At 59.6% G+C, this 21626-nt stretch carries 20 protein-coding genes; 12 read left to right on the forward strand and 8 right to left on the reverse strand.

Annotated elements, in window-relative coordinates:
- Nucleotides 1-49 precede the first annotated feature (49 nt).
- Both Q4481_RS10240 and Q4481_RS10245 read left to right on the forward strand, forming a co-directional pair.
- On the forward strand, nucleotides 50-1822 hold the full coding sequence (locus Q4481_RS10240) for a DEAD/DEAH box helicase (protein WP_304376259.1): 1773 nt from the start codon (nucleotides 50-52) through the stop codon (nucleotides 1820-1822).
- A gap of 138 nt (nucleotides 1823-1960) precedes the next feature.
- On the forward strand, nucleotides 1961-2326 hold the full coding sequence (locus Q4481_RS10245; RefSeq protein WP_304376260.1) for a VOC family protein: 366 nt from the start codon (nucleotides 1961-1963) through the stop codon (nucleotides 2324-2326).
- 8 nt (nucleotides 2327-2334) lie between these two features.
- On the opposite strand, the gene Q4481_RS10250 is transcribed toward Q4481_RS10245, so the two are convergent.
- Together Q4481_RS10250 and Q4481_RS10255 are read right to left on the reverse strand one after the other, a co-directional pair.
- A complete protein-coding gene (locus tag Q4481_RS10250; protein ID WP_304376261.1) occupies nucleotides 2335-3675 on the reverse strand; it encodes an Nramp family divalent metal transporter in 1341 nt (446 codons plus the stop codon).
- 138 nt (nucleotides 3676-3813) lie between these two features.
- The gene (locus Q4481_RS10255) at nucleotides 3814-4701 is read right to left on the reverse strand and encodes a DMT family transporter (RefSeq protein ID WP_304376262.1); all 888 of its coding nucleotides are present in this window, start codon (nucleotides 4699-4701) and stop codon (nucleotides 3814-3816) included.
- Nucleotides 4702-4840: 139 nt separating this feature from the next.
- On the opposite strand from Q4481_RS10255, the gene Q4481_RS10260 reads away from it, so the two are divergent.
- Complete coding sequence (locus tag Q4481_RS10260) at nucleotides 4841-5251, forward strand: DUF2177 family protein (RefSeq protein ID WP_304376263.1); 411 nt, start codon at nucleotides 4841-4843, stop codon at nucleotides 5249-5251.
- Between the two features lie 21 nt (nucleotides 5252-5272).
- Here the strand turns inward: Q4481_RS10260 and Q4481_RS10265 are convergent, their stop codons facing one another.
- Genes Q4481_RS10265 through Q4481_RS10275 form a run of 3 tightly spaced genes read right to left on the reverse strand, consistent with a single transcriptional unit; the run spans nucleotide 5273 to nucleotide 7296 of the window.
- Nucleotides 5273-6055 carry a DUF1295 domain-containing protein gene (locus tag Q4481_RS10265; protein ID WP_304376264.1) on the reverse strand — a complete coding sequence of 261 codons (783 nt, stop codon included), beginning with the start codon at nucleotides 6053-6055 and terminating at the stop codon, nucleotides 5273-5275.
- A gap of 3 nt (nucleotides 6056-6058) precedes the next feature.
- On the reverse strand, nucleotides 6059-6718 hold the full coding sequence (locus Q4481_RS10270; RefSeq protein ID WP_304376265.1) for a ChrR family anti-sigma-E factor: 660 nt from the start codon (nucleotides 6716-6718) through the stop codon (nucleotides 6059-6061).
- On the reverse strand, nucleotides 6715-7296 hold the full coding sequence (locus Q4481_RS10275) for a sigma-70 family RNA polymerase sigma factor (RefSeq protein ID WP_304376266.1): 582 nt from the start codon (nucleotides 7294-7296) through the stop codon (nucleotides 6715-6717). Before Q4481_RS10275 ends, Q4481_RS10270 begins: the two co-directional genes overlap by 4 nt.
- Nucleotides 7297-7513: 217 nt before the next feature.
- Between Q4481_RS10275 and Q4481_RS10280 the strand changes: the two genes are divergently transcribed.
- From Q4481_RS10280 to Q4481_RS10300, 5 genes are all read left to right on the forward strand, one after another.
- Entirely contained in the window at nucleotides 7514-8854 is a 1341-nt protein-coding gene (locus Q4481_RS10280; RefSeq protein WP_304376578.1) for an NAD(P)/FAD-dependent oxidoreductase, read from the forward strand.
- The gene (locus Q4481_RS10285) at nucleotides 8851-9615 is read left to right on the forward strand and encodes a DUF1365 domain-containing protein (protein ID WP_304376267.1); all 765 of its coding nucleotides are present in this window, start codon (nucleotides 8851-8853) and stop codon (nucleotides 9613-9615) included. The genes Q4481_RS10280 and Q4481_RS10285 overlap by 4 nt, the downstream gene beginning before the upstream one ends.
- Before the next feature lie 175 nt (nucleotides 9616-9790).
- Nucleotides 9791-11263 (forward strand): circularly permuted type 2 ATP-grasp protein, encoded by a 1473-nt coding sequence (locus tag Q4481_RS10290; protein WP_304376268.1) that lies wholly within the window; start codon nucleotides 9791-9793, stop codon nucleotides 11261-11263.
- Between the two features lie 6 nt (nucleotides 11264-11269).
- Nucleotides 11270-12211, forward strand: a complete 942-nt coding sequence (locus Q4481_RS10295; RefSeq protein ID WP_304376579.1) for an alpha-E domain-containing protein — start codon at nucleotides 11270-11272, stop codon at nucleotides 12209-12211.
- Nucleotides 12212-12220: 9 nt separating this feature from the next.
- Nucleotides 12221-13015 (forward strand): transglutaminase family protein, encoded by a 795-nt coding sequence (locus Q4481_RS10300; protein ID WP_304376269.1) that lies wholly within the window; start codon nucleotides 12221-12223, stop codon nucleotides 13013-13015.
- Nucleotides 13016-13071: 56 nt separating this feature from the next.
- Here the strand turns inward: Q4481_RS10300 and Q4481_RS10305 are convergent, their stop codons facing one another.
- Nucleotides 13072-15381, reverse strand: a complete 2310-nt coding sequence (locus Q4481_RS10305; protein ID WP_304376270.1) for an NADP-dependent malic enzyme — start codon at nucleotides 15379-15381, stop codon at nucleotides 13072-13074.
- A 203-nt stretch (nucleotides 15382-15584) separates the two neighbouring features.
- On the opposite strand from Q4481_RS10305, the gene Q4481_RS10310 reads away from it, so the two are divergent.
- Complete coding sequence (locus tag Q4481_RS10310; protein WP_304376271.1) at nucleotides 15585-15890, forward strand: hypothetical protein; 306 nt, start codon at nucleotides 15585-15587, stop codon at nucleotides 15888-15890.
- Here Q4481_RS10310 and Q4481_RS10315 read toward each other — a convergent pair.
- Both Q4481_RS10315 and Q4481_RS10320 read right to left on the reverse strand, forming a co-directional pair.
- Nucleotides 15868-16338 (reverse strand): hypothetical protein, encoded by a 471-nt coding sequence (locus tag Q4481_RS10315; protein ID WP_304376272.1) that lies wholly within the window; start codon nucleotides 16336-16338, stop codon nucleotides 15868-15870. The genes Q4481_RS10310 and Q4481_RS10315 overlap by 23 nt on opposite strands.
- 37 nt (nucleotides 16339-16375) lie before the next feature.
- The gene (locus Q4481_RS10320) at nucleotides 16376-17401 is read right to left on the reverse strand and encodes a LysR family transcriptional regulator (protein ID WP_304376273.1); all 1026 of its coding nucleotides are present in this window, start codon (nucleotides 17399-17401) and stop codon (nucleotides 16376-16378) included.
- A 259-nt stretch (nucleotides 17402-17660) separates the two neighbouring features.
- On the opposite strand from Q4481_RS10320, the gene chvE reads away from it, so the two are divergent.
- From chvE to mmsB, 3 genes are all read left to right on the forward strand, one after another.
- On the forward strand, nucleotides 17661-18731 hold the full coding sequence (chvE, locus tag Q4481_RS10325; protein ID WP_304376274.1) for a multiple monosaccharide ABC transporter substrate-binding protein: 1071 nt from the start codon (nucleotides 17661-17663) through the stop codon (nucleotides 18729-18731).
- Between the two features lie 109 nt (nucleotides 18732-18840).
- Nucleotides 18841-20376, forward strand: a complete 1536-nt coding sequence (gene mmsA / locus Q4481_RS10330; RefSeq protein ID WP_304376275.1) for a multiple monosaccharide ABC transporter ATP-binding protein — start codon at nucleotides 18841-18843, stop codon at nucleotides 20374-20376.
- Nucleotides 20376-21614, forward strand: a complete 1239-nt coding sequence (gene mmsB, locus Q4481_RS10335) for a multiple monosaccharide ABC transporter permease (protein WP_304376276.1) — start codon at nucleotides 20376-20378, stop codon at nucleotides 21612-21614. The genes mmsA and mmsB overlap by 1 nt, the downstream gene beginning before the upstream one ends.
- The last annotated feature ends 12 nt before the right edge of the window (nucleotides 21615-21626 follow it).

The following is a 21626-nucleotide window of genomic DNA, read 5'->3' on the forward strand; positions in this document are numbered from 1 at the left end:
TGGTGCCTGTCCGGTAAGGTCGTTTGGCACCCCGAAAGGTAGTACCAATTTGTCCAGCTTTCAAACGCTCGGCCTCTCGCAATATCTCCTCGATACGCTCGCAGCCAATGGCTTCGAAACACCGACGCCGATCCAGGCGCAGGCAATTCCCCATCTCCTCGAAGGCCGCGATCTCATTGGCCTCGCCCAGACCGGCACCGGCAAGACACTCGGTTTCGGCCTGCCGATCATTGCCCGCCTGATCAAGGAAGGCGTAAAGGCCGAACCCAAGGCCTGTCGTGCCCTCATTCTGGCGCCGACGCGCGAACTGGTGAACCAGATCGCCGAAAGCCTGAAAGTTTTCACCCGCAAATCACCGCTCAAGCAGACGGCTGTCGTCGGTGGCGCCTCGATCAACGTGCAGGCCAAGATCCTCGAAAAGGGCGTCGACATTCTCGTCGCTACCCCGGGCCGCCTGCTCGATCTCTGCGATCGCAAGGCACTCAATCTTTCGGCAACCCGCTATCTCGTGCTCGATGAAGCTGACCAGATGCTCGATCTCGGCTTCATCCACGATCTCAAGAAGATCGTGAAGATGGTTCCGAAGCGTCGCCAGACGATGCTGTTTTCGGCCACCATGCCGGAAGCGATTGCCGATCTCTCTGTAAACTACCTGACCGATCCGGTGCAGGTCTCCGTGACCCCGCCGGGCAAGGCCGCCGACAGGATCGATCAGCAGGTCCATTTCGTGCTTGGCCGCGATCACAAGACCGCCCTGCTGAAGGACCTGCTCAAGGCCAACAAGGGCCTGTCGCTGATTTTCTGCAAGACCAAGCATGGTGCCGAAAAACTGTCGCGCCACCTGGATCACAGCGGCTTCTCTGTCGCCTCCATCCATGGCAACAAGAGCCAGGGCCAGCGCGACCGGGCTCTGAAGGCCTTCCGCGAAAACGAGATCGCGACCCTTGTGGCGACGGACGTCGCTGCGCGCGGCATCGACGTTCCAGGCGTCAGCCATGTCTACAACTACGATCTGCCCAACGTTCCCGACACCTATGTCCACCGCATCGGCCGTACCGCACGTGCCGGCCGCGAAGGCCAGGCGATTGCGCTGTGCGGTCCCGAGGATATCAAGCTTCTCTATGATATCGAGAAGCTGATGGGCATCGCCATCCCGGTCGCCAGCGGCGATCGTCACGAATGGCAAGGCAAGAAAAAGGCGGCAAGCGGCGGCGAAGGTCATCGCGGTCGCCGTCCGGAAAGCCGTGGTCCGCGCGAGGAACGCGAGCAGGCCGGCCAGCGCGCCGAAGAGCGCAAGGCCAAGGCCGACGCCGAATTCGTGGTCGTGAAGGATCTGGCCGAAGATCCCGATTTCGCCGGTCGCCGCAAGGCACGCCGTCCGCGTCCGGATCGTCGCAGCTTCGCTGACCGTCAGGACCGTGCCCAGACAAATGAGCAGCGCCAGAAGCCGTTTGGCGGCGAAGGCGCGCCCCGCTCGGAGAACCGTGCGGAAGGCAGGAGTGACGCGCGCACCGAGGCCCGAGGCGACAATCGCAAGGACAACCGCCACCGTGGTCCACGGCCCGAAGGCCAGGAGCGCAAGCAAGCTGCAGTCGGCGACAAGGCTGCGTCCGGCGCCAATCGCCATCAGCCGGCCCGGCTCGCCGGTTTTGCCAACGACGACAATTTCGTCGGTAACGCCGAAGCCCGCAAACCCGCCCGTCCGCAGCAGCCGGGAGAGAAGCGCGGTGACAAGCGTACCGACCATCGCGGCGGCGGTCAGCAGCGTTATCGCCAGCGCAGTGGCAATGGCGGCGGCCGCAAGGCCGGCACCCAAGGGTGAGCCTTTGTAAAATAATGTAAATTTGCGGTGAGCGACGCTCTGTTGCTCTAATTTTGCCGCAGAGCGAGTGATTTTGGGCCCGGCCTCTCGCCGGGCCCTTTTTGCGTCCTATATAAGCTCAAACTTGGAGACAATCGGATGAACATCATCTCCCACGTGGAAATCGCGGTCACGGATCTGGAAAGAGCCGTCCGTTTCTATACAACCCTGTTTGATATCGAATTTTCCGACACCGTCCTGCTTCACGACAGTCGCATGGCCTTTTTTCCGTTCGACGAAACGCGCGAAGGCGCCAGCGGCGCGCTCTGCGAAGGACCGGCCTATGTCCCCACAGTTAATGGTGCCATTCTCTACTTCGTCGTCAAGGATATCGATGCAACAATCGAAAAGGCGATCGCCCAGGGAAGCGAAATCCTTTTTCCCAAGACACTCGCGACCAACGGCATCTATGTCGCGGAAATCAGCGATTCCGAAGGCAACCGCATCGCCCTCCAGATGGCCTGATTGAGGCCCTAAAGAACTGAGAATACATCATAGAGCAGCTTCATGTTCAGCCCTGCGATGAAGATGGCGATCAAAAGAGATAGGACGACCAGCCAGCGGGGCGCCGCAAGCGCGCCCATCTTGGCGCGGTCGGCCGTGAACAACACCAGCGGAAAGACCGCGAAGGACAGTTGCAGGCTGAGAACAACCTGACTGAGAATGAGAAGCTTGCCCGTACCGCTTTCGCCATAGAAGATCGTCACGACAGCGGCCGGCACGATGGCGATACCGCGCGTGATCAGTCGCCGCATCCATGCGGGTAACCTGAACTGGATGAAACCCTCCATCACGATCTGGCCGGCCAGGGTTGCTGTCACGGTCGAGTTGATCCCACAGGCAAGCAGCGCGATGCCGAAGAGCGTCGGAGCGATCGCAGAACCGAGAAGCGGCGCCAGGAGCGTATGCGCATCGCCCAGTTCGGCGACATCCGTCCGACCATTGTGATGGAAGGCCGCAGCCGCCAGAATCAGGATCGAGGCATTGATCAAAAGCGCAAACATCAGCGCCACGGTCGAATCGATGGTCGCGAAGGTCAGCGCCTGCCGCTTTTCAGGGATCGTGTCGCCGAAATCGCGCGTCAGCACGATGCCCGAATGCAGGTAGAGATTATGCGGCATCACGGTGGCGCCAAGAATGCCGAGCGCCAGAAAGAGCATGTCGCGATTATTCACGATCTCGACCGTCGGTGCAAAGCCGCGGATCACATCCCCCCACACAGGATCGGCCATGGCGATCTGGATCGCGAAACAGACGGCGATCACGGCGAGGAGCGCCACTACGAAACCTTCGATCCAGCGGAAGCCAAGCTTCTGCAGGTAAAGGATGAGGAAGACGTCGAGCGCCGTGATGATGACTCCGAGTTCGAGCGGAATACCGAAAATCAGGTTGAGGCCAATCGCAGTACCGATCACTTCCGCAATATCGGTAGCAATGATCGCCAGTTCAGCCAGCAGCCACAGAATATAGGCGACCGGCTTCGGATAGGCATCGCGGCAGGCCTGCGCCAGATCCCGCCCCGAGGCGATCGCCAGCCGGGCGGAAAGCGATTGCAGGATGATGGCAATGATATTGGAGATCAGCGCCACGCTCAGCAGCATATAACCGAATTTCGAACCGCCCGCGAGCGAGGTGGCCCAGTTGCCGGGATCCATGTAACCGACCGCGACCATGTAGCCAGGACCGACGAACGACAACATGCGCTTGAGCCAGCTCGCATTGGGCGACACCTTGATCGAGCGGTGCACATCCGCAAGCGGCGCCTCGCCACGATCCACTCTCCATCCGTCGTTCGATTTGCTGCGCGCGTCCATGATCGACTTTTCTGCTATTGAGAATTATTCTTAATATAGACTCGCAATTCGGATTGGCAATTGCAAAATTCAGCAAATGCGGGACGTGCGAAGGCACCCGCCCGAAAGGGCGGGAGGACGAGCGCCGATTAAAGATTTTCAGGTGGTTGCGTTCGTCTTGCGTCCGGCCAGCCACAGGCCGACGACGACGATAAGGGTCCCGATGATCATCATGGGCTGCAACGGTTCGCCGAGCAAGAGGAAGGATTCGACCGCGACCGTCGGCGGGATGAGATAGATCAGGGAGGCGGCGCGCGCGACCTGACCTCGCCGCACCAGATAAAGCAGAAGCCCGACGGCCCCCATAGACAGGCCGAACACCGACCAGAGCAAAACACCCATCAGCGGCAGGCTGAAATCGAAATGCGGCTCCTCGACGATCAGCGCCAATACCGCCACGACCAGAAATGCTCCGAGATATTGAAAGGTGCCGATCGTGCGCAGATCGCCGACCTGGAGATAACGTTTCTGGTAGAGTGTTCCGAGAACGGCGCCGACCATCGCGCCGACATTGATCAGGATCGGCAGCCCCTGGGCAGAGAAGGTTTCCGCCGTCACGCCCGCCATGCTGGGCGAAAGCGCAATCAGAATGCCGACGAGTCCCAGCACCAGGCCCGTGATCTGCACGAGCGAGAGGCGTTCCCGCACGAGCCACGGCGCAAGCGCTGCCGTCATCAGAGGCTGCAGAGCGGCGATGACGCCAGATACCGATGCTGGGACGCCATTGAAGATCGCCCACCAGACACCGCCGAGATAGACACCATGCAGCAGCATGCCCGAGATCGTCGCATGCAGCATCGCTTTCGGTTCACGCGGCCAGCGCGCGCCCATGATCAGGCTCAAGCCGGCAAAGGCAAGCGCGGCGAGCGCGAAACGCACCACCAGAAAGATTTCCGCGGAAGCATGGCCGATACCATAGACGGGCGCGATCCAGCCCGTCGACCAGAGAAGCACGAACAAGGCCGGCGCAAGACGCTCAAGAGACAAGGAAGGGCCTTTGCAATGAAAACGATGACCGGCGCAGCCCTATACCATTGGCTGACGAAGGTCAAAACACGTAACCACCGCGCATTTTGAACCACCTCCAGCTTCGCTACGTATCAAGACAAACACCACGGAGGTTTCCATGCGAAATGCAGTCATTGCCTATGTTTCTTCTCTAGCCAGTTTCCTCGTTCTCGACGCCATCTGGCTCGGCACCATGGCCTCCAGGGTCTATAAGCCTTTGATGGGTGACCTGGTGCTCGATCGCTTCCTGCTTTTGCCCGCAGTGCTTTTTTATCTGATCTATGGCGTCGGCCTGGTGGTGTTCGGGGTTCAGTCCGGTCTGACATCCGGCCGCCCGGTGATGGCACTTGTCTATGGCGGCCTGTTCGGTCTCATCGCCTATGCGACCTACGATCTCACCAACCAGGCGACGCTGAAGAACTGGCCGGTAACGATTACTGTTCTCGACATGGCCTGGGGCATGATCGCAAGCGCCATTGCCGCCTATGTCGGCACGCTTGTGACACTCTGGTTCACGAACCGCGGATAGGCCCACATCTCTGCCGCTCTTCTACCATTTCGGGAAGAAGGGCGGCACCCGCTCCATGTAGTCGCGATAGGCTTCGCCGCGGCTGGCCAGCATATGCTCTTCCAGCGGCGGAATACCGGAGACCTTCGTCAGGAGATGGTACATCATCGCGGGCGCGACGAAAGCAAGCAATCCCATCAATTCATCCAGCCGCCAGTCGACGCCCATCAAGGCAAGTCCGAACCAGAACAGAAACTCGAAGAAGTAATTCGGGTGACGGCTGCGCCCCCACCAGCCGATTTCACAAACTGGTGCTCGGTCCTTCTGACGCCGATAGGACGCAAGCTGTGCATCAGCGCGCGCTTCATTGACGAGTGCAAAGATAGCGACCCCGGCTCCGATCAGATCGAAAAGATCGGGAAACCCGGAGTCCCGATGAGCAACGACATAGACAGCGAAAGCGAGAATGAGACCAGCAACGGCCTGGCTTTGCAGAAAGAGAAACATGCGGACCGAAGCCCGCTCCTGCCACTGGCGACGCAAGGCGGCATAACGGGGATCATCGCCCGCCGGTCCATTGCGCGAAAAGATGTGCCGGCCAAGCCGATAGGACCAGATCGAAGAAAGAATTGCCACGACCACCTGTCGCGGTTCCGGCAGCCAGCCCTCTCCGGGCCAGAGGGCCATGATGAGGCAGGCAATCCCGGTCGAAAGCGCCCAGCCGCCATCGATCTCACCGGAAACGCCGCTCTTTTCCGAGCGGCTCCACAGGATCGCCATGGCAAGGACCATCCACAGCGCGGCGATGATGATCGCCACGGTCATGGCTCAAAGCCCGATGAAAGGCTGGAAGAGCCGCGCGGCCCAGCCGTGCGGGCGCATCGGCCCCTCGATCGAGGCAAGACAGATGCATTCCCCATCTGTATCGACGATCGGCCGATGTTCGGTTTCACCATCCTCTTCGGCAAGATCCCCCACCGTGTAGCGGCCGCTTTCATCGCTGAAGGCCCCCTTGAGAATGAGCGTGAGTTCCTTGCCGGAATGCCCATGTTCCGGCATTCGCTGGCCAGCGGCAATCCGCAACAGAACCAGGTTGATTGTCGGGTCTTCCGGCATTTCGATCCGGGCAAAGCGCATGCCGGGGCCCATCCACCGCCAGTTTCCGATCTGCCGATGCCGCAGCGGTGTGGGAACATCCACCCCCATGGCCAGGCGCTGGTGATCGTAATGCGGAACACGCCGGGGCGTTGCAACGACCGGCTGGTTCAGGCGCGCAAGCGTCTTTTCGAACAGGTCGTCGCCAACCTGTGCCAGCGGCAACTCTTCCAGCAGCATCCCGCCGAGCGCCTCCATATGGGAATAGCGCGACCTTGCTTCGGCAGACATTTCCAGATGGCAATCCAGAACGAGCGCATGGGCGGCCGACAGACGTCCCGACGAATGACGCAAAAGAACGTCGTCGCTCGCAATATGTTGGGTCATCGTCATTCGCGCTCTTCCATCAGCTGGCGCAAGCGCTGGAGCGCCAGCCGCATGCGCGATTTAACCGTACCAAGGGGAATGCCGAGCGCCTTCGAGATCTCGGATTGCGGGTTGTCCGAATAGTAGGACAGCCGGATGACCGTCGCCTGATCGGGCGGCAGACGTTCCAGTGCGGCCCGCACCTGCTGCTCGCTCTGCCGACTGATAAGCTCTCCCTCGGCGCTGGGCGCCGGATCGGACTCCTCGACCGGATCTTCATAGGCTGGCTGCAACGCCCTCGCCTCGCGCCGGCGCCGATCAATCCCGGCATTGCGCGCAATCGTGAAAATCCAGGTCGATACACCGGCTTTGGCAATGTCGAAGCTTGCGGCACGACGCCAGACATTGAGCATCGCTTCCTGAATCAGATCCTCGCATTCGCTGTCGGAAAAGCCCTGCCGCAACAGGAAGGACTTCAGACGAGGCGCATAGAATCGGAACAGGGCCGCGAAAGCCTGTCGGTCCTGATGGACGGCGACTAGCCCCAGCAGTTCAGCCAGATCACTGGCCGTCGGCATCCATGCGCGATCATCCGATCCACTCATGAAGAGCGTCCGGAGCGCGGGCCTGGGACCGATGTCCCTCGAGTCTTTTGACGTTTTCGCATTCATAGCCCCAATTACGCATGTGCTGTTTTGACGGATCACAGAAGACTGACAAAAAACTCTCCGGCGCCCGGTGATCCTCCCCCGCACGTGCTTCGTACATAACCCAGAAAAAACAAACGATCTATCGCGAAAGGAAGCTCACTTGCTGCAGCGGATGACCGGAACGACACCACCACTCAAGATCGCGGTCATAGGCTCCGGCATATCCGGGCTGTCAGCCGCCTGGCTGCTTTCCAAAAAGCATGACGTCAGGCTCTATGAAACCGACAGCCGGCCGGGCGGGCATTCCAATACCGTTGTTGCCGAGACCGCAATGGGTCCGGTTCCCGTCGATACAGGCTTCATCGTCTTCAATGAAGTGACCTATCCGAACCTGACGGCGCTGTTCAAACATCTCGATGTGAAAACGGTCGATACGGAGATGTCCTTCGCGGTGTCGCTCGACCACGGCAAGCTCGAATATTCCGGAACCGATCTTGCCGGCATCTTCGCGCAGAAAAGCAATCTGGTGAACCTGCGCTTCCTCAGCATGCTGCGCGACATCCTGCGCTTTTATCGCGAGGCCCCGGCCGACCTCGAGCTGATGGGGCTGGAAAGCCTTGATTCCTATCTCGACCGCAAGGGTTACGGCCGCGCTTTCCGCGACGACCACCTCTACCCGATGGCGGCCGCGATCTGGTCGACGCCGGCCGGATCCGTCGGCGCCTATCCGGCCAAGAGCTTCGTCCGCTTCTGCGAAAATCACGGACTTCTTAAAGTTTCCGGTCGACCGATCTGGAAAACGGTCAAGGGTGGTAGCCGCAACTATGTCAACCGCATGCTGTCCGAAATCGGCGAACGTCCGAGGTTGAACTGCGGCGTTCACAAGATCGTTCGTCAGCCCCATGGCGTTTCGGTGATCGATGAGACCGGCCAATCCGAAATATTCGACCATGTCGTTCTTGCCTGCCACGCCGACCAGGCCCTCGCCATGATTGCCCGCCCGACACCCTCCGAGCAGAGCATTCTCGGTGCCTTCCGCTACAGCGTCAACGAAGCCGTCCTGCACTCGGATCGCCGCCTGATGCCAAAGCGGAAAAGGGCCTGGTCGAGCTGGAACTATCTCGCCGACAGGTCGCGGGCGGATGCCTTGAGCGTCACCTACTGGATGAACCGCCTGCAGGGCATTGATCCCAACAATCCGCTTTTCCTGTCGCTCAATCCGCTGACCGATCCGGATCCCGCCCAGGTCCATTACCGTGTGACCTATGAGCATCCGATGTTTGATCACCATGCGATTTCGGCCCAGCAACGCCTATGGTCGCTGCAAGGCCACGGCGGAGTGTGGTTTGCCGGCGCCTATTTCGGCGCCGGGTTCCATGAAGACGGTCTTCAGGCCGGCCTCGCGGTCGCCGAGCAACTGGGTGACGTGCGCCGTCCATGGTCGGTCGCCAACGAATCCGGTAGAATCGTGCTCGGCGATCATGCCGATGCGGAGGCAATGGCAGCGGAATGAGCAGACGCGAGGAAGGCCAGTCCGCAGTCTATTATGGTTCGGTGGCGCATCGCCGCCTGAAGCCGAAGCGGCATTTCCTGCGTTACAGCCTGTTCCAGCTGCTGATCGATCTCGATGAGCTCGAAACGCTTGATGGAAGACTGCGCCTTCTCTCGGTCGGCCGTTTCAACCTCTTCTCCATCCATGAGAAGGATTTCGGCCCCGACGGGCTGGGAACGCTGAAGGAGCGTCTGTTGGATTTGGCTGATCGCGAAGGGATCGCGCTTGGTCCAGATGCAACGATCCGGTCGATGACGATGCCGCGCCTTCTCGGCTATGCATTCAATCCGCTGACCGTTCATTTCTGCTATGCGGCGGACAAGCGGCTCGCCGCCATCCTCTATGAAGTCCACAACACGTTCGGCGAACGCCACATCTATGCCCTGCCCGTCGATGCGTCCGCCGCTTTGCCGATCACCCAGACCTGCGCAAAAGCCTTCCACGTCTCGCCGTTCCTGCCGATGGATCTCGCCTACGATTTTATCGTTCATCCACCGAAAGACGATTTCTCGATCGCCATCCGCGACCGTGATCGCGATGGGCTGGTGCTGACCGCCACCATGGCGATGAAACGGCGGCCATTGACCGACCGGGAATTGCTGCGGCAGTTCATCGCATTTCCGCTGATGACGCTCAAGGTCATCGCCGGCATTCATTACGAGGCACTGCGTCTCTGGTTGAAGGGCCTCAAGATATTCCGTCATCCCGGTACCGCAAACTGAATGCAATGACTATTTCTGCCGACAGTTTGCTCAATACGCCTATTTTTTGGACGAAATCTGTAGAGCACTGAACAATTCTGGGAGAGGCAATTGCGACTGTTGCCACCAGAAACGTCAATTGCCCGTTCATTTGCCGGATTTTTTCATCGACGAAAATCCTAACCCGCAATTGTGCATGCTTCTTGCATTGATCCAAACATTGGGCTCAAATGCAGGCATAACATTGGGGAACGAACACTTGGCATTCGATGAAATGATTGACGCGGATGGCAATCCGCGAGGGCCATACAAGCAATATTTCGAGTGGTTTAAGGAGCAGAACCCGGCTTATCTGGAAGCCAAGGCCCGGGATGCAGAAAACATTTTCCGCAAAACCGGTATCACCTTCGCAGTCTATGGCCATGAGGATGCGACCGAAAAGCTCATCCCGTTCGATCTCATCCCGCGCATCATCTCCGGTTCCGAATGGCGCAAGCTTGCCCAGGGCATCGAACAGCGCGTGCTGGCGCTCAACGCCTTCCTCGAGGACATCTATCACAAGCAGGAGATCATCCGCGCTGGTCGCATCCCGCGCGAACTGATCGAGAAGAACCTCGCCTTCCTGCCACAGATGATCGGCATGAAACCGCCCGGCGGCGTCTATACCCATATCATCGGCACCGATATCGTCAGGACCGGTGAAGACCAGTTCTATGTGCTGGAAGACAATGCCCGTACCCCCTCCGGCGTCTCCTACATGCTCGAAGACCGCGAGACGATGATGCAGATGTTCCCGGAGCTTTTCTACAAGGTCCGGGTACGACCGGTGGAGGATTATCCGTCGAAACTGCGCCAGAGCCTCGACCGGCTCGCCCCTCCAGGCTGCAAGGGCAAGCCGCGCGTTGTGGTGCTGACGCCGGGCATCTTCAATTCGGCCTACTATGAACATGCCTTTCTGGCCGACCAGATGGGCGCCGAACTGGTGGAAGGGTCGGATCTCAGGGTCATCAACGGCAAGGTCTGCATGCGCACCACGCAGGGCTACGAGCCCGTCGATGTGATCTACCGCCGCGTCGATGACGATTTCCTCGACCCCCTCACCTTCCGGCCCGATTCCTGTCTCGGCGTCGCCGGCATCATGGATGTCTATCGCGCCGGCAACGTCACGATCGCAAACGCGCCCGGCACCGGGATCTCCGATGACAAGGCGATCTACTCCTACATGCCGGAAATCGTGGAATTCTATACCGGCCGCAAGGCCATGCTGGAGAATGTCCCGACCTGGCGCTGCTCGGAGCCGGACAGTTTCAAATATGTGATGGAGCATCTGCCGGAACTGGTGGTCAAGGAAGTCCATGGTTCGGGCGGCTACGGCATGCTGGTGGGGCCCACTGCAAGCCGCAAGGAGATTGCCCTTTTCGCCGAAAAGCTGAAGGCCAAGCCGGCCAACTACATCGCCCAGCCGACGCTCTCGCTCTCCACCGTGCCGATCATGGTCAAGAAGGGCATCGCTCCGCGCCATGTGGACCTGCGCCCCTATGTGCTGGTCTCCGACAAGGTTCATATCATCCCCGGCGGGTTGACCCGCGTCGCGCTCAAGAAAGGCTCGCTGGTTGTCAATTCCAGCCAGGGCGGCGGGACGAAGGATACCTGGGTTCTGGAGGACTGATCGATGATGCTAGGAAGAACCGCTCAAGGCCTGTTCTGGATGTCCCGCTACATCGAACGCGCCGAAAACACTGCTCGCCTGATCGATGCCGGCTTTCGTATGTCCCTGACCCGATCCGTCGCTTCCGACGAGGATTGGGACGGGGTATTGCAAAGTGCCGGCATGCGCGAACTCTATGCGCAGAAATCCGATCGGGTCACCGGCGCGGATGCGCTTGATTTTCTGCTGCGCGACAAATCGAACCCGTCGTCGATCATCAACTGCCTGGAATATGGCCGCAACAATGCCCGCATGGTGCGCACGGCGCTGACGCGCGAAACCTGGGAAGCCGTCAACGAAACCTGGCTGGAACTGCGCCAGGTTCTGTCGCGCAAGGTGACACAAGCGACCTTGCCCGATGTTATCGACGCGATCAAACGGCGGGTCGCCCTGATGCGCGGCACCTTCTCCGGCACCCAGTTGCGCGACGAAATCTACAATTTCGCCATGCTGGGATCCTTCATCGAACGGGCAGACAATACGGCCCGCATCCTCGATGTGAAGTACTACGTGCTCTTGCCATCGCTCATGCATGTCGGCACTTCCATGGACAATTTCCAATGGCAGTCGATCCTGCGGTCCGTCTCGGCTTTGCGCTCCTATTCCTGGGTCTATGACTCCGAGTACAAGCCGGCCAATATCGCCCACTTCCTCATTCTCAACCGGCGCATGCCGCGGTCGCTCGCCTTCTGTTACGAGCAGCTCAGCGGCAACCTCGCCCATATCGCGCGCGATTATGGCTGCCAGGTGGATGCGCATGAGACGGCGGCGAGAACCCGCGACCGGCTGATGAACACATCGATCGATGCGGTCATGGAAAGCGGCCTGCATGAATTCATCGAGAATTTCATCATCGCCAACGACAAGCTCGCCCAGGAAATCTCCGACGGCTACCGGTTCTACAAGTGAGTTGACAGCATGCGTCTGAAAATCAGCCATATGACCGAGTATAGCTATGACGAGCCGGTGGAGTTTGCGCTGCAGCGCCTGCGACTGACGCCCAAGGACGGGCCCGGCCAAAAGGTGATCTCCTGGATGACCACCGTCTCAGGCGTGCAGAATGAAGCCCAGTACGAAGATCATTTCGGCAATATCGTCGAACTTGTCAGCGTGATCGATGGCGCCGAGCGCATTTCAATCATGGCGATGGGAGAGGTGGAGACCGAAGAGCTCAACGGTGTATTCGGCGCTCATATCGGTCATGTGCCGCTTTGGCTTTTCAAGCGCGAGACCGCACTCACCAAACCCGGCAAGTTCATGCGCGAGCTCGGCAAACAAATCGATGCGGACGGCGATCTTGCCCGCATGCATCAGCTGATGGAGCTTGTTCACACCACCCTCGAATATCGCAAGAACGCCACCGATTCGAAGACAACGGCCGAACAGGCGCTCGAACAGGGTGCCGGCGTCTGCCAAGATCATGCCCATGTCTTCATCGGCATCGCCCGCATGCTCGGGCTGCCGGCCCGTTACGTGGCCGGTTACATGTTCGACACGTCCGACATGGCCGCCGCCTCGCATGCCTGGGCGGAGGCACATCTTCCGGGCCTCGGCTGGGTCGGGTTCGATCCTGCCAACAAGATCTGCCCCGACCAGCGCTATGTGCGGGTCGCGCACGGACTTGACGCGGAGGATACCGCACCGGTTTCCGGCATGCGCCTCGGCAACTCGCCCGAAATGATCTCGGTGACGGTCAGCGTCGAACAGCAATAATTCTATAGAAACCGCAATTGAAGCCGCGATGCAGACACCTGCATCGCGGCTTTTCGTTATGCCTGTTCCGGATAGGACGCCTCGACCACCGCCAGCGCCGCCATGTTGACGACACCGCGCGAGGTGACCGACGGCGACAGGATATGCGCCGGAAGGGCAGCACCAAGAAGAATCGGACCGACATGCAGCGAATCCGTCATCGTCTTGACGACGCCGAGCGTGATGTTGGCCGCATCGATGTTGGGGAACACCAGCAGGTTGGCTTCGCCCGTGAGCGTCGAATTCGGCATCACGCGTTTGCGAAGCACTTCCGAAATCGCCGAATCACCGTGCATTTCACCATCGGCCTCGAGATCGGGCGCGAGCTCCTTCACCAGGCAGATCGCCTTGCGCATCTTTTCCGAACTGTCGGAATCGCGGCTGCCGAAGTTGGAATGCGAAACCAGCGCTGCCTTCGGCGTGATACCAAACCGGCGGATTTCCGCCGCCGCCATGATCGTCATCTCGGCGATTTCTTCAGCCGACGGATTGAAGGTCACATAGGTATCGGTGAAGAAGGTGGCACCGCGCTGCGAGATCAGCAGGCTGAGGGCAGAGAAATCCAGCACCCCGGGTTTCTTGCCGATGATCTGGCTGACATCGCGCAGATGGCGGGCGTAACGGCCTTCGACACCGCAGATCAGTGCATCGGCATCGCCGCGCTTGACCGCGATCGCACCGATGACGGTGGCATTGGTGCGCACGATCGTGCGAGCGGCTTCCGGAATGACGCCCTTGCGGCCGACGAGATTGAAATAGTCGTCGACATAATCCTTGAAGCGCGGATCGTCCTGCGGGTTGACCAGTTCGAAATCGATTTCCGGCCGGATCTTGAGACCAAACCGCTGCAGCCGCGCCTCGATGATCGACGGGCGACCAATCAGGATCGGCTTGGCGATGTTTTCCTCGAGCAGAACCTGGGCGGCCCGCAGCACGCGCTCGTCCTCGCCCTCGGCGAAGATGACACGCTTCTTGCTGGCCAGTTTTGCCGCTGCGAAAACCGGCTTCATGATGAAGCCGGAGCGGAAGACGAAGCGGTTGAGCTGGTCGAGATAGGCGTCGTAATCGGCAATCGGCCGCTTGGCGACGCCGGTTTCCTCCGCCGCGCGGGCCACTGCCGGCGCAATGCGCAGGATGAGCCGCTGGTCGAACGGCGACGGGATGAGATAATCGGCCCCGAAAATCGGCGTATCGCCGCCGATCGCCTTGGCGGCGACCTCGTTGACTTCCTCGCGCGCAAGCGACGCGATCGCCTTCACAGCCGCCATCTTCATTTCTTCATTGATCGTGGTGGCACCACAATCAAGCGCACCGCGGAAGATGTAGGGGAAGCAGAGAACGTTGTTGACCTGATTGGGGAAATCCGAACGCCCGGTGCAGATCATCGCATCAGGGCGCACGGCCCGCGCTTGATCCGGCATGATTTCTGGCGTCGGGTTGGCGAGCGCCATGATGAGCGGCCGCTCCGCCATCTGCCCGAGCAGGTCGGGTTTCAGCACGCCCGCCGCAGAGAGACCGAGAAATACGTCGGCGCCGGGGATCGACTCGGCGAGCACACGCTTGTCGGTCTCCTGCGCATAGACAGATTTCCACGGATCCATCAGGACTTCGCGTCCCTTATAGACCAGTCCCTCGATATCATGGACCCAGATATTTTCGCGCTTGGCGCCGAGATTGACGAGCAGATTGAGGCAGGCAAGTGCCGCTGCGCCCGCACCCGAAGCGACGATCTTGACGTTGGCGATATCCTTGCCGGCGAGGCTGAGACCGTTGAGGATGGCGGCCGCCACGATGATCGCCGTACCATGCTGGTCATCGTGAAAGACCGGGATCGCCATCTTCTCGCGCAGCCGGCGCTCGACTTCGAAACATTCCGGCGCCTTGATATCTTCGAGATTGATACCGCCGAAGGTCGGCTCGAGCGAGGAGATCACATCGACCATGCGATCGATTTCCGGCGCTTCGATTTCGATGTCGAACACATCGATACCGGCGAATTTTTTGAACAGGACGGCCTTGCCTTCCATGACCGGCTTGGACGCAAGCGGACCGATATTGCCGAGACCGAGAACCGCCGTGCCGTTGGAAATCACCGCGACCAGATTGGCGCGCGAGGTATATTCGGCAGCGGCATCGGGATTGTCGCGAATGGCAAGACAGGGCGCGGCAACCCCGGGCGAATAGGCCAGCGCCAGGTCGCGCTGGTTGCCGAGCGGCTTGGTTGCCTGAATTTCAAGCTTGCCGGGGCGCGGATAGCGGTGAAAGAAAAGTGCCTGCTCATCGAGGTCGCCGCTCTTGGGCAGCGCCTTGCCCTTGTCTTCAGTCATGTTCGAATCCTTCTTGAATGACTGAAACGTTTAAATGATTTCTCGCTCAAATCCAGTTGCCAGGAGATATTCCGGGAGCGGCATCGACAATTCACCGTTCGACATCGCTTCAGGGCATGACAATCGTCAATCTGCCCGGTCCGGCTTGTCGAAAGCGCTGGCGCATGCCATGGGACATTGTCTCAATCGATCAAAATCGAGCCATGACCGAAAAGAAACGCACAACGCCCTTTTACCTGATCGACACATCAAGCGAATTCTATCGCCCGATCGGATTGCGCATCGGCATCTGTATCGGCGCAGCTCTCTGGCTGGCGCTCGAGATCTACGGTCGCGATCCCTTCTGGCTGGTCATCTCCGGGGCAACCGCAGTCTATTGCGTTTTCACGCTGCTGATCGCCTACAAGCCGCCTGAGCCTCCACCTGCGCGCCCTGCCGATGAGCCAGAGGATAAGGCTGCAAGCGACGAAAAGCCGGATCAGGACATCACGCCCTCGAAAGAGCCCTGAGCGCCTTGTCGATCAACTGGTTGGCGATCATCATCCGGATGGTTGCTTCCTGCCGCCAGACGGCAGGCACCCGATCGGGATGATTGGCGCGGGCGAAATCCCGCCGCAACCGGCGCAGGGCAGCGATATCTGTCACGCTCGCCAGATCCAGTTCGGCCGCGATGTCCTCCGCTGTCAGCTTGAGCATGCGCGACAGATCCATGAGGGTTTCCGGCTCAACCGGCGGCTCGGACCCAAGATCCTCCGCATCGATGTAATCATCATAGCCGAACTGCATTTCGACGGGATCGGTCTCAAGGACGGGATTCCAGCCGGCATGCACGAAACCCGAGTTGAAGCCACGCACCTGCGGCGATGACGGAGTCAATGCCTCGTCATCCTCGTCTTCGCTCTGATCCTCGGCCTTGTCGAGAAGCGTCTGAAACACGGTCTTGCCGAATACGGGCATGGCATCTCCCTTCGCCCCCAGCAAAGCAGACCTGGATTTAGCGAAGCTGGTCGCCCGTAAGTGAAAGGTTCTCCTCAAGGATCATGTCATAGAGCATCTTGGCGGACGGCGGCAGGTCACGCCCCTGCGCCGTGATGAGGCTGACCGGATCGAGCGCAATCTCGAAATCGGTCTCGAGGACGACGATTTCGCCAACGCGCGCCGAACGACTGGCGATGAACCGGGCGACATCCTCCGCGATCGGCGCGATCGTATCGGTTTCGGAAATCAGCGCCATGGTCAAAAGCACGGAAGAAGTGCTGACGACATTCTCTGGCAGGGGCACATCGTTTCGGAGGAACAGCTGTTCGACGGCGCGGCGCAGCAGCGATCCGCGCGGCTGGTAGACCCAGTCATATTCGGCGAGATCCGCTACACGCACCGGCGCGCGCGTGAGAAGAGGGTGACCGGCGCGCACGATCAGGCAGGCACGCTCGACACCCAGCATTTTCGCATTGAAGATTTTCGGATTGAGATCGTCCGGAATACGGCCAATGACGAAATCGTAACGCGCGGCAAGCAGGTCGCGGGCCAGAACGTTGCTGGTTTCGACCTGGCAATGAACCTGGATCGCAGGGTAGAGACGCCGCACCTTACGGATCGCCGGCACAGCCAGACCGATCGCCGGCCCGGTGACCGAGCCGAGGCTGACCGAACCGCCGAACCCGGACTTCAATTCGGCAATCTCGCGATTTGCTTCGCGCACCTCCAGAAGAATGGATCGGGCGCGCCGGGCCATCGCCTCGCCGAAACGGGTCGGCTCCATGCCGCGCGCCGCTCTTTCGAACAGCGGCGCTTTCAGCATCGCCTCCACCTCGCTCAACAGGCGCGAAGCGGCCGGCTGGGAGATGTTCATCCTTTCGGCCGCCGTGCTTACCTGGCCTGTATCGGCCACCGCCGCAATCAACCGGAGATGGTTCAACTTGAGACCGGATTTGACGAGAGAATCGTTTACGCTTTCAGGCGGATGGCTGCTTGGGCGCAGTAGTTGGGGAAAATTCGGGCCGCCCGATCTCTGGTCCATTCCAATACCCTTTGAAAAGTATGACTTTTTGGATATTATACCAATTTCGGTATATATAGCTACATCTATTCTATTTGACAGTTATATGAGTTTGTAGGCAGTTTGCCGCTACGCATGGGAGGGATGCGGAGGATACGTGGCCATTTGCATCGATTTAAAGCACCGTTTAAGTGCGGATGTTGGCGACGACCTTGTTCCATCCTCGCGTTTCGGGATCAGGCGGTTTTGCCGTCTGAAGTTCACCTAGGGAGAGAACCAAATGAAAATCATTACCTCGCTGCTTGCTGCAGCTGCCATGACCGTGGCGTCCTTCGTCGCCCCGGCCTTTGCCGAAGACAAGGGCATGGTGGGCATTTCCATGCCGACCAAGACCTCCACCCGCTGGATTTCTGACGGCGAGACCATGGAGAAGCTCTTCAAGGATGCCGGCTACACGCCTGACCTGCAGTTCGCAGACGATGACATCCCGAACCAGCTTTCGCAGATCGAGAACATGGTGACCAAGGGCGCCAAGGTGCTCGTGATCGCCGCTATCGACGGCACCACGCTCTCCGACATTCTCCAGAAGGCTCACGATGCTGGCGTCAAGGTCATCGCCTATGACCGCCTGATCCGTGATTCCGGCAATGTCGACTACTACGCCACCTTCGACAACTTCCAGGTCGGCGTCCTGCAGGCCAACTCGCTCGTTCAGGGCCTGAAGGAAAAGTTCCCGGGCGTGAAGCCGTGGAACGTCGAACTCTTCGGCGGTTCGCCGGACGACAACAACGCCTTCTTCTTCTATGACGGCGCCATGAGCGTTCTGCAGCCGATGATCGACTCCGGCGACATCGTGATCAAGTCCGGCCAGATGGGCATGGACCAGGTCGGCACCCTGCGTTGGGATGGTGCTGTTGCCCAGGCCCGCATGGAAAACCTGCTCTCCTCCACCTACACCGATGCCAAGGTCAATGGCGTTCTCGCTCCCTATGACGGTCTGTCGATCGGCATCCTGTCGGCCCTCAAGGGCGTCGGCTACGGCTCGGGCGACATGACCATGCCGGTCGTCACCGGTCAGGACGCAGAACTGCCGTCGGTCAAGTCCATCCTTGCCAACGAACAGTACTCGACCGTCTTCAAGGACACCCGCGAACTGGCAAAGGTCGCCGTCAACATGGTCAACGCGATCATGACCGGCAAGGAGCCCGAGATCAACGACACCAAGACCTACAACAATGGTGTCAAGGTTGTTCCGTCCTACCTGCTGACCCCGGTTGCTGCCGACAAGTCCAACGTCAAGGACATCCTGGTCGGCGCCGGCTACTACACGGAAGACCAGATCAACAACTGATCTCTCTTTCACCTTCAAAGGGGTCCGCGCCAGCCGCGGGCCCCGATCACATCTGAGACGAAGCTCCCCGCCGACCTTTACCGGCGCCTGGTTTCTGGAATGCTTGCATATGGATAAGATCATTCTCGAGATGCGCGGCATCACCAAGACATTCCCTGGCGTGAAAGCGCTGGACAATGTCAATCTGAAGGTACGCGAAGGCGAGATCCACGCGCTGGTCGGCGAAAACGGCGCCGGCAAATCGACGCTGATGAAGGTCCTGAGCGGCGTCTATCCGGCCGGTACCTATGATGGCGATATCTATTTCGATGGCGTGGTGCGGCGCTTTTCCACCATCGCCGACAGCGAAGATCTCGGCATCATCATCATCCATCAGGAACTGGCGCTCGTGCCGCTCCTGTCGATCGCAGAAAACATTTTCCTCGGCAACGAGATCGCCAGGAACGGCGTCATCGACTGGCCGCAGACATTCGCGCGCACCCAGGAGCTGCTGACGAAGGTCGGGCTCAAGGAGCCGGCCACAACGCTGATCACCGATATCGGCGTCGGCAAGCAGCAGCTGGTCGAAATTGCCAAGGCGCTGTCGAAAAAAGTCCGTCTGCTCATTCTCGACGAGCCGACAGCCTCGCTCAACGAAAAGGATTCCGATGCCCTCCTCAATCTCCTGATTGAGTTCCGCAAGCAGGGCATGACCTCGATCATTATCTCCCACAAGCTAAACGAGATCCGCAAGGTCGCCGACCAGATCACCATCCTGCGCGACGGCGGCACGGTCGAGACGCTCGACTGCCATACGACGGAAGTCTCCGAAGACCGCATCATCAAGGGCATGGTCGGGCGCGACATGGAAGACCGCTATCCGCCACGCGACGTGCCGATCGGCGACACGGTTCTCGAAGTCAACAACTGGAACGTCTTCCACCAGAACCATCGCGACCGCCAGTTCCTGCATGATGTGAACATTACCGTCCGCGCCGGCGAAGTCGTCGGCATCGCCGGCCTGATGGGTGCCGGCCGTACTGAAACGGCGATGAGCATCTTCGGCCGCTCCTGGGGCCACAAAATCACCGGCGAGGTGAAGGTTCGCGGCAAGACGGTCGATGTCAGCACCATTCCCAAGGCCATCGATGCCGGCCTCGCCTATGTGACGGAAGACCGAAAGCATCTCGGCCTCGTGCTGATCAACTCGATCATGCACAACACCACGCTTTCCAATCTGGACGACGTATCGCGCTCGGGCGTCATCGATGACCATGCCGAAATGCGGGTCTCGACCGATTTCCGCAAGCGGCTGCGCATCCGCTCCCATTCGATCTATCAGGAAACCGTCAATCTTTCCGGCGGCAACCAGCAGAAGGTCGTCTTGTCGAAATGGCTCTTCACCAACCCGGAAGTGCTCATTCTCGATGAACCGACGCGCGGCATCGATGTCGGCGCGAAATATGAAATCTACAGCATTATCAACGAGCTTGCCGCCGACGGCAAAGGCATTCTGATGATCTCGTCGGAAATGCCCGAACTGCTCGGCACCTGTGATCGCATCTACGTGATGAACGAGGGCCGCATCGTCGCCGAACTTTCGAAGGCAGAGGCAAGCCAGGAATCCATCATGCGCGCCATCATGCGCTCCGGGGAGAAGAAGTAATGGTCTCGGAAACCAGCAGCAACGCAAAGACCCAGCCTTCGGTGGGCGATTATTTCCGCAAGAACATCCGTGAGTACGGCCTGCTGATCGCACTCATCGTCATCATGCTGTTTTTCCAGGTCATCACCGGCGGGGTTCTCTTTCGCCCGGTCAACCTGACCAACCTCGTGCTGCAGAATTCCTTCATCGTCATCATGGCGCTCGGAATGCTGCTGATCATCGTGGCGGGCCATATCGACCTTTCCGTCGGTTCGATCGCGGCCCTCGTCGGCGGCCTGTCGGGCATCCTGATCATCAAGGGCGTTCCCTGGCTCGGCCTGCCGCCGCTTCCCGTGGTTATCGTGATCCCGCTGTGTCTGGTGCTTGGGGGCATCGCCGGCGCCGCACAGGGCTATTGGACCGCCTACCAGAAGATCCCCGCCTTCATCGTCACGCTTGCCGGCATGCTGGTGTTTCGCGGCCTCACCTATCTGGTCCTGTCCAACCGCCCGGTTGGTCCCTTCCCGAAGGAATTCGGCCTGCTCTCGACCGGTTTCATCCCTGATTTCTTCTCCTTCCTGCAGGGCGATCCGGCAACGAGCCTGATCAAGAACTGGTTCGCCTTGATCGTGGTTGTCGCTCTCGTCGGCTGGATGATCTATGCCGGTTTCCGGAAGCGGAAACTCAACGATGCGCACGGCACCGAAAACGAGCCGGTCGTCTTCTTCGCACTGCAGATGGGTCTCACCAGCATCGTCGCCATCTTCATCGGCTTCCAGCTTTCGACCTACAAGGGCCTGCCGAACGTTCTCGTCCTGATGGCGGTTCTGATTGCCTTCTACAGCTTCGTCACCAGCCGTTCGACCATCGGCCGCCGCATCTATGCAATGGGCGGCAACGAGAAGGCGGCCAAGCTTTCCGGCATCAATACCGAGCGACTGACATTCTATGCCTTCGCGAACATGGGTGTGTTGGCTGCGCTGGCCGGCATGATCATTGCCGCACGTCTGAACTCGGCGACCCCGAAGGCGGGTGTCGGCATCGAACTTGACGTCATCGCCGCCTGCTTCATCGGTGGCGCCTCGGCCTCCGGCGGCGTCGGCAAGATCACCGGTGCTGTCATCGGCGCCTTTATCATGGGTGTGCTGAACAACGGCATGTCCATCATGGGTCTCAGCATCGACTACCAGCAGCTGGTCAAGGGCCTGGTGCTGCTCGCAGCAGTCTATTTCGACGTCTACAACAAGCGGAAGGGCTGAGCGCTTACCTAC

It is taken from the genome of Fluviirhizobium alvei (assembly GCF_030551875.1).
Taxonomy (GTDB): Bacteria; Pseudomonadota; Alphaproteobacteria; order Rhizobiales; family Rhizobiaceae; genus Rhizobium_E; species Rhizobium_E alvei.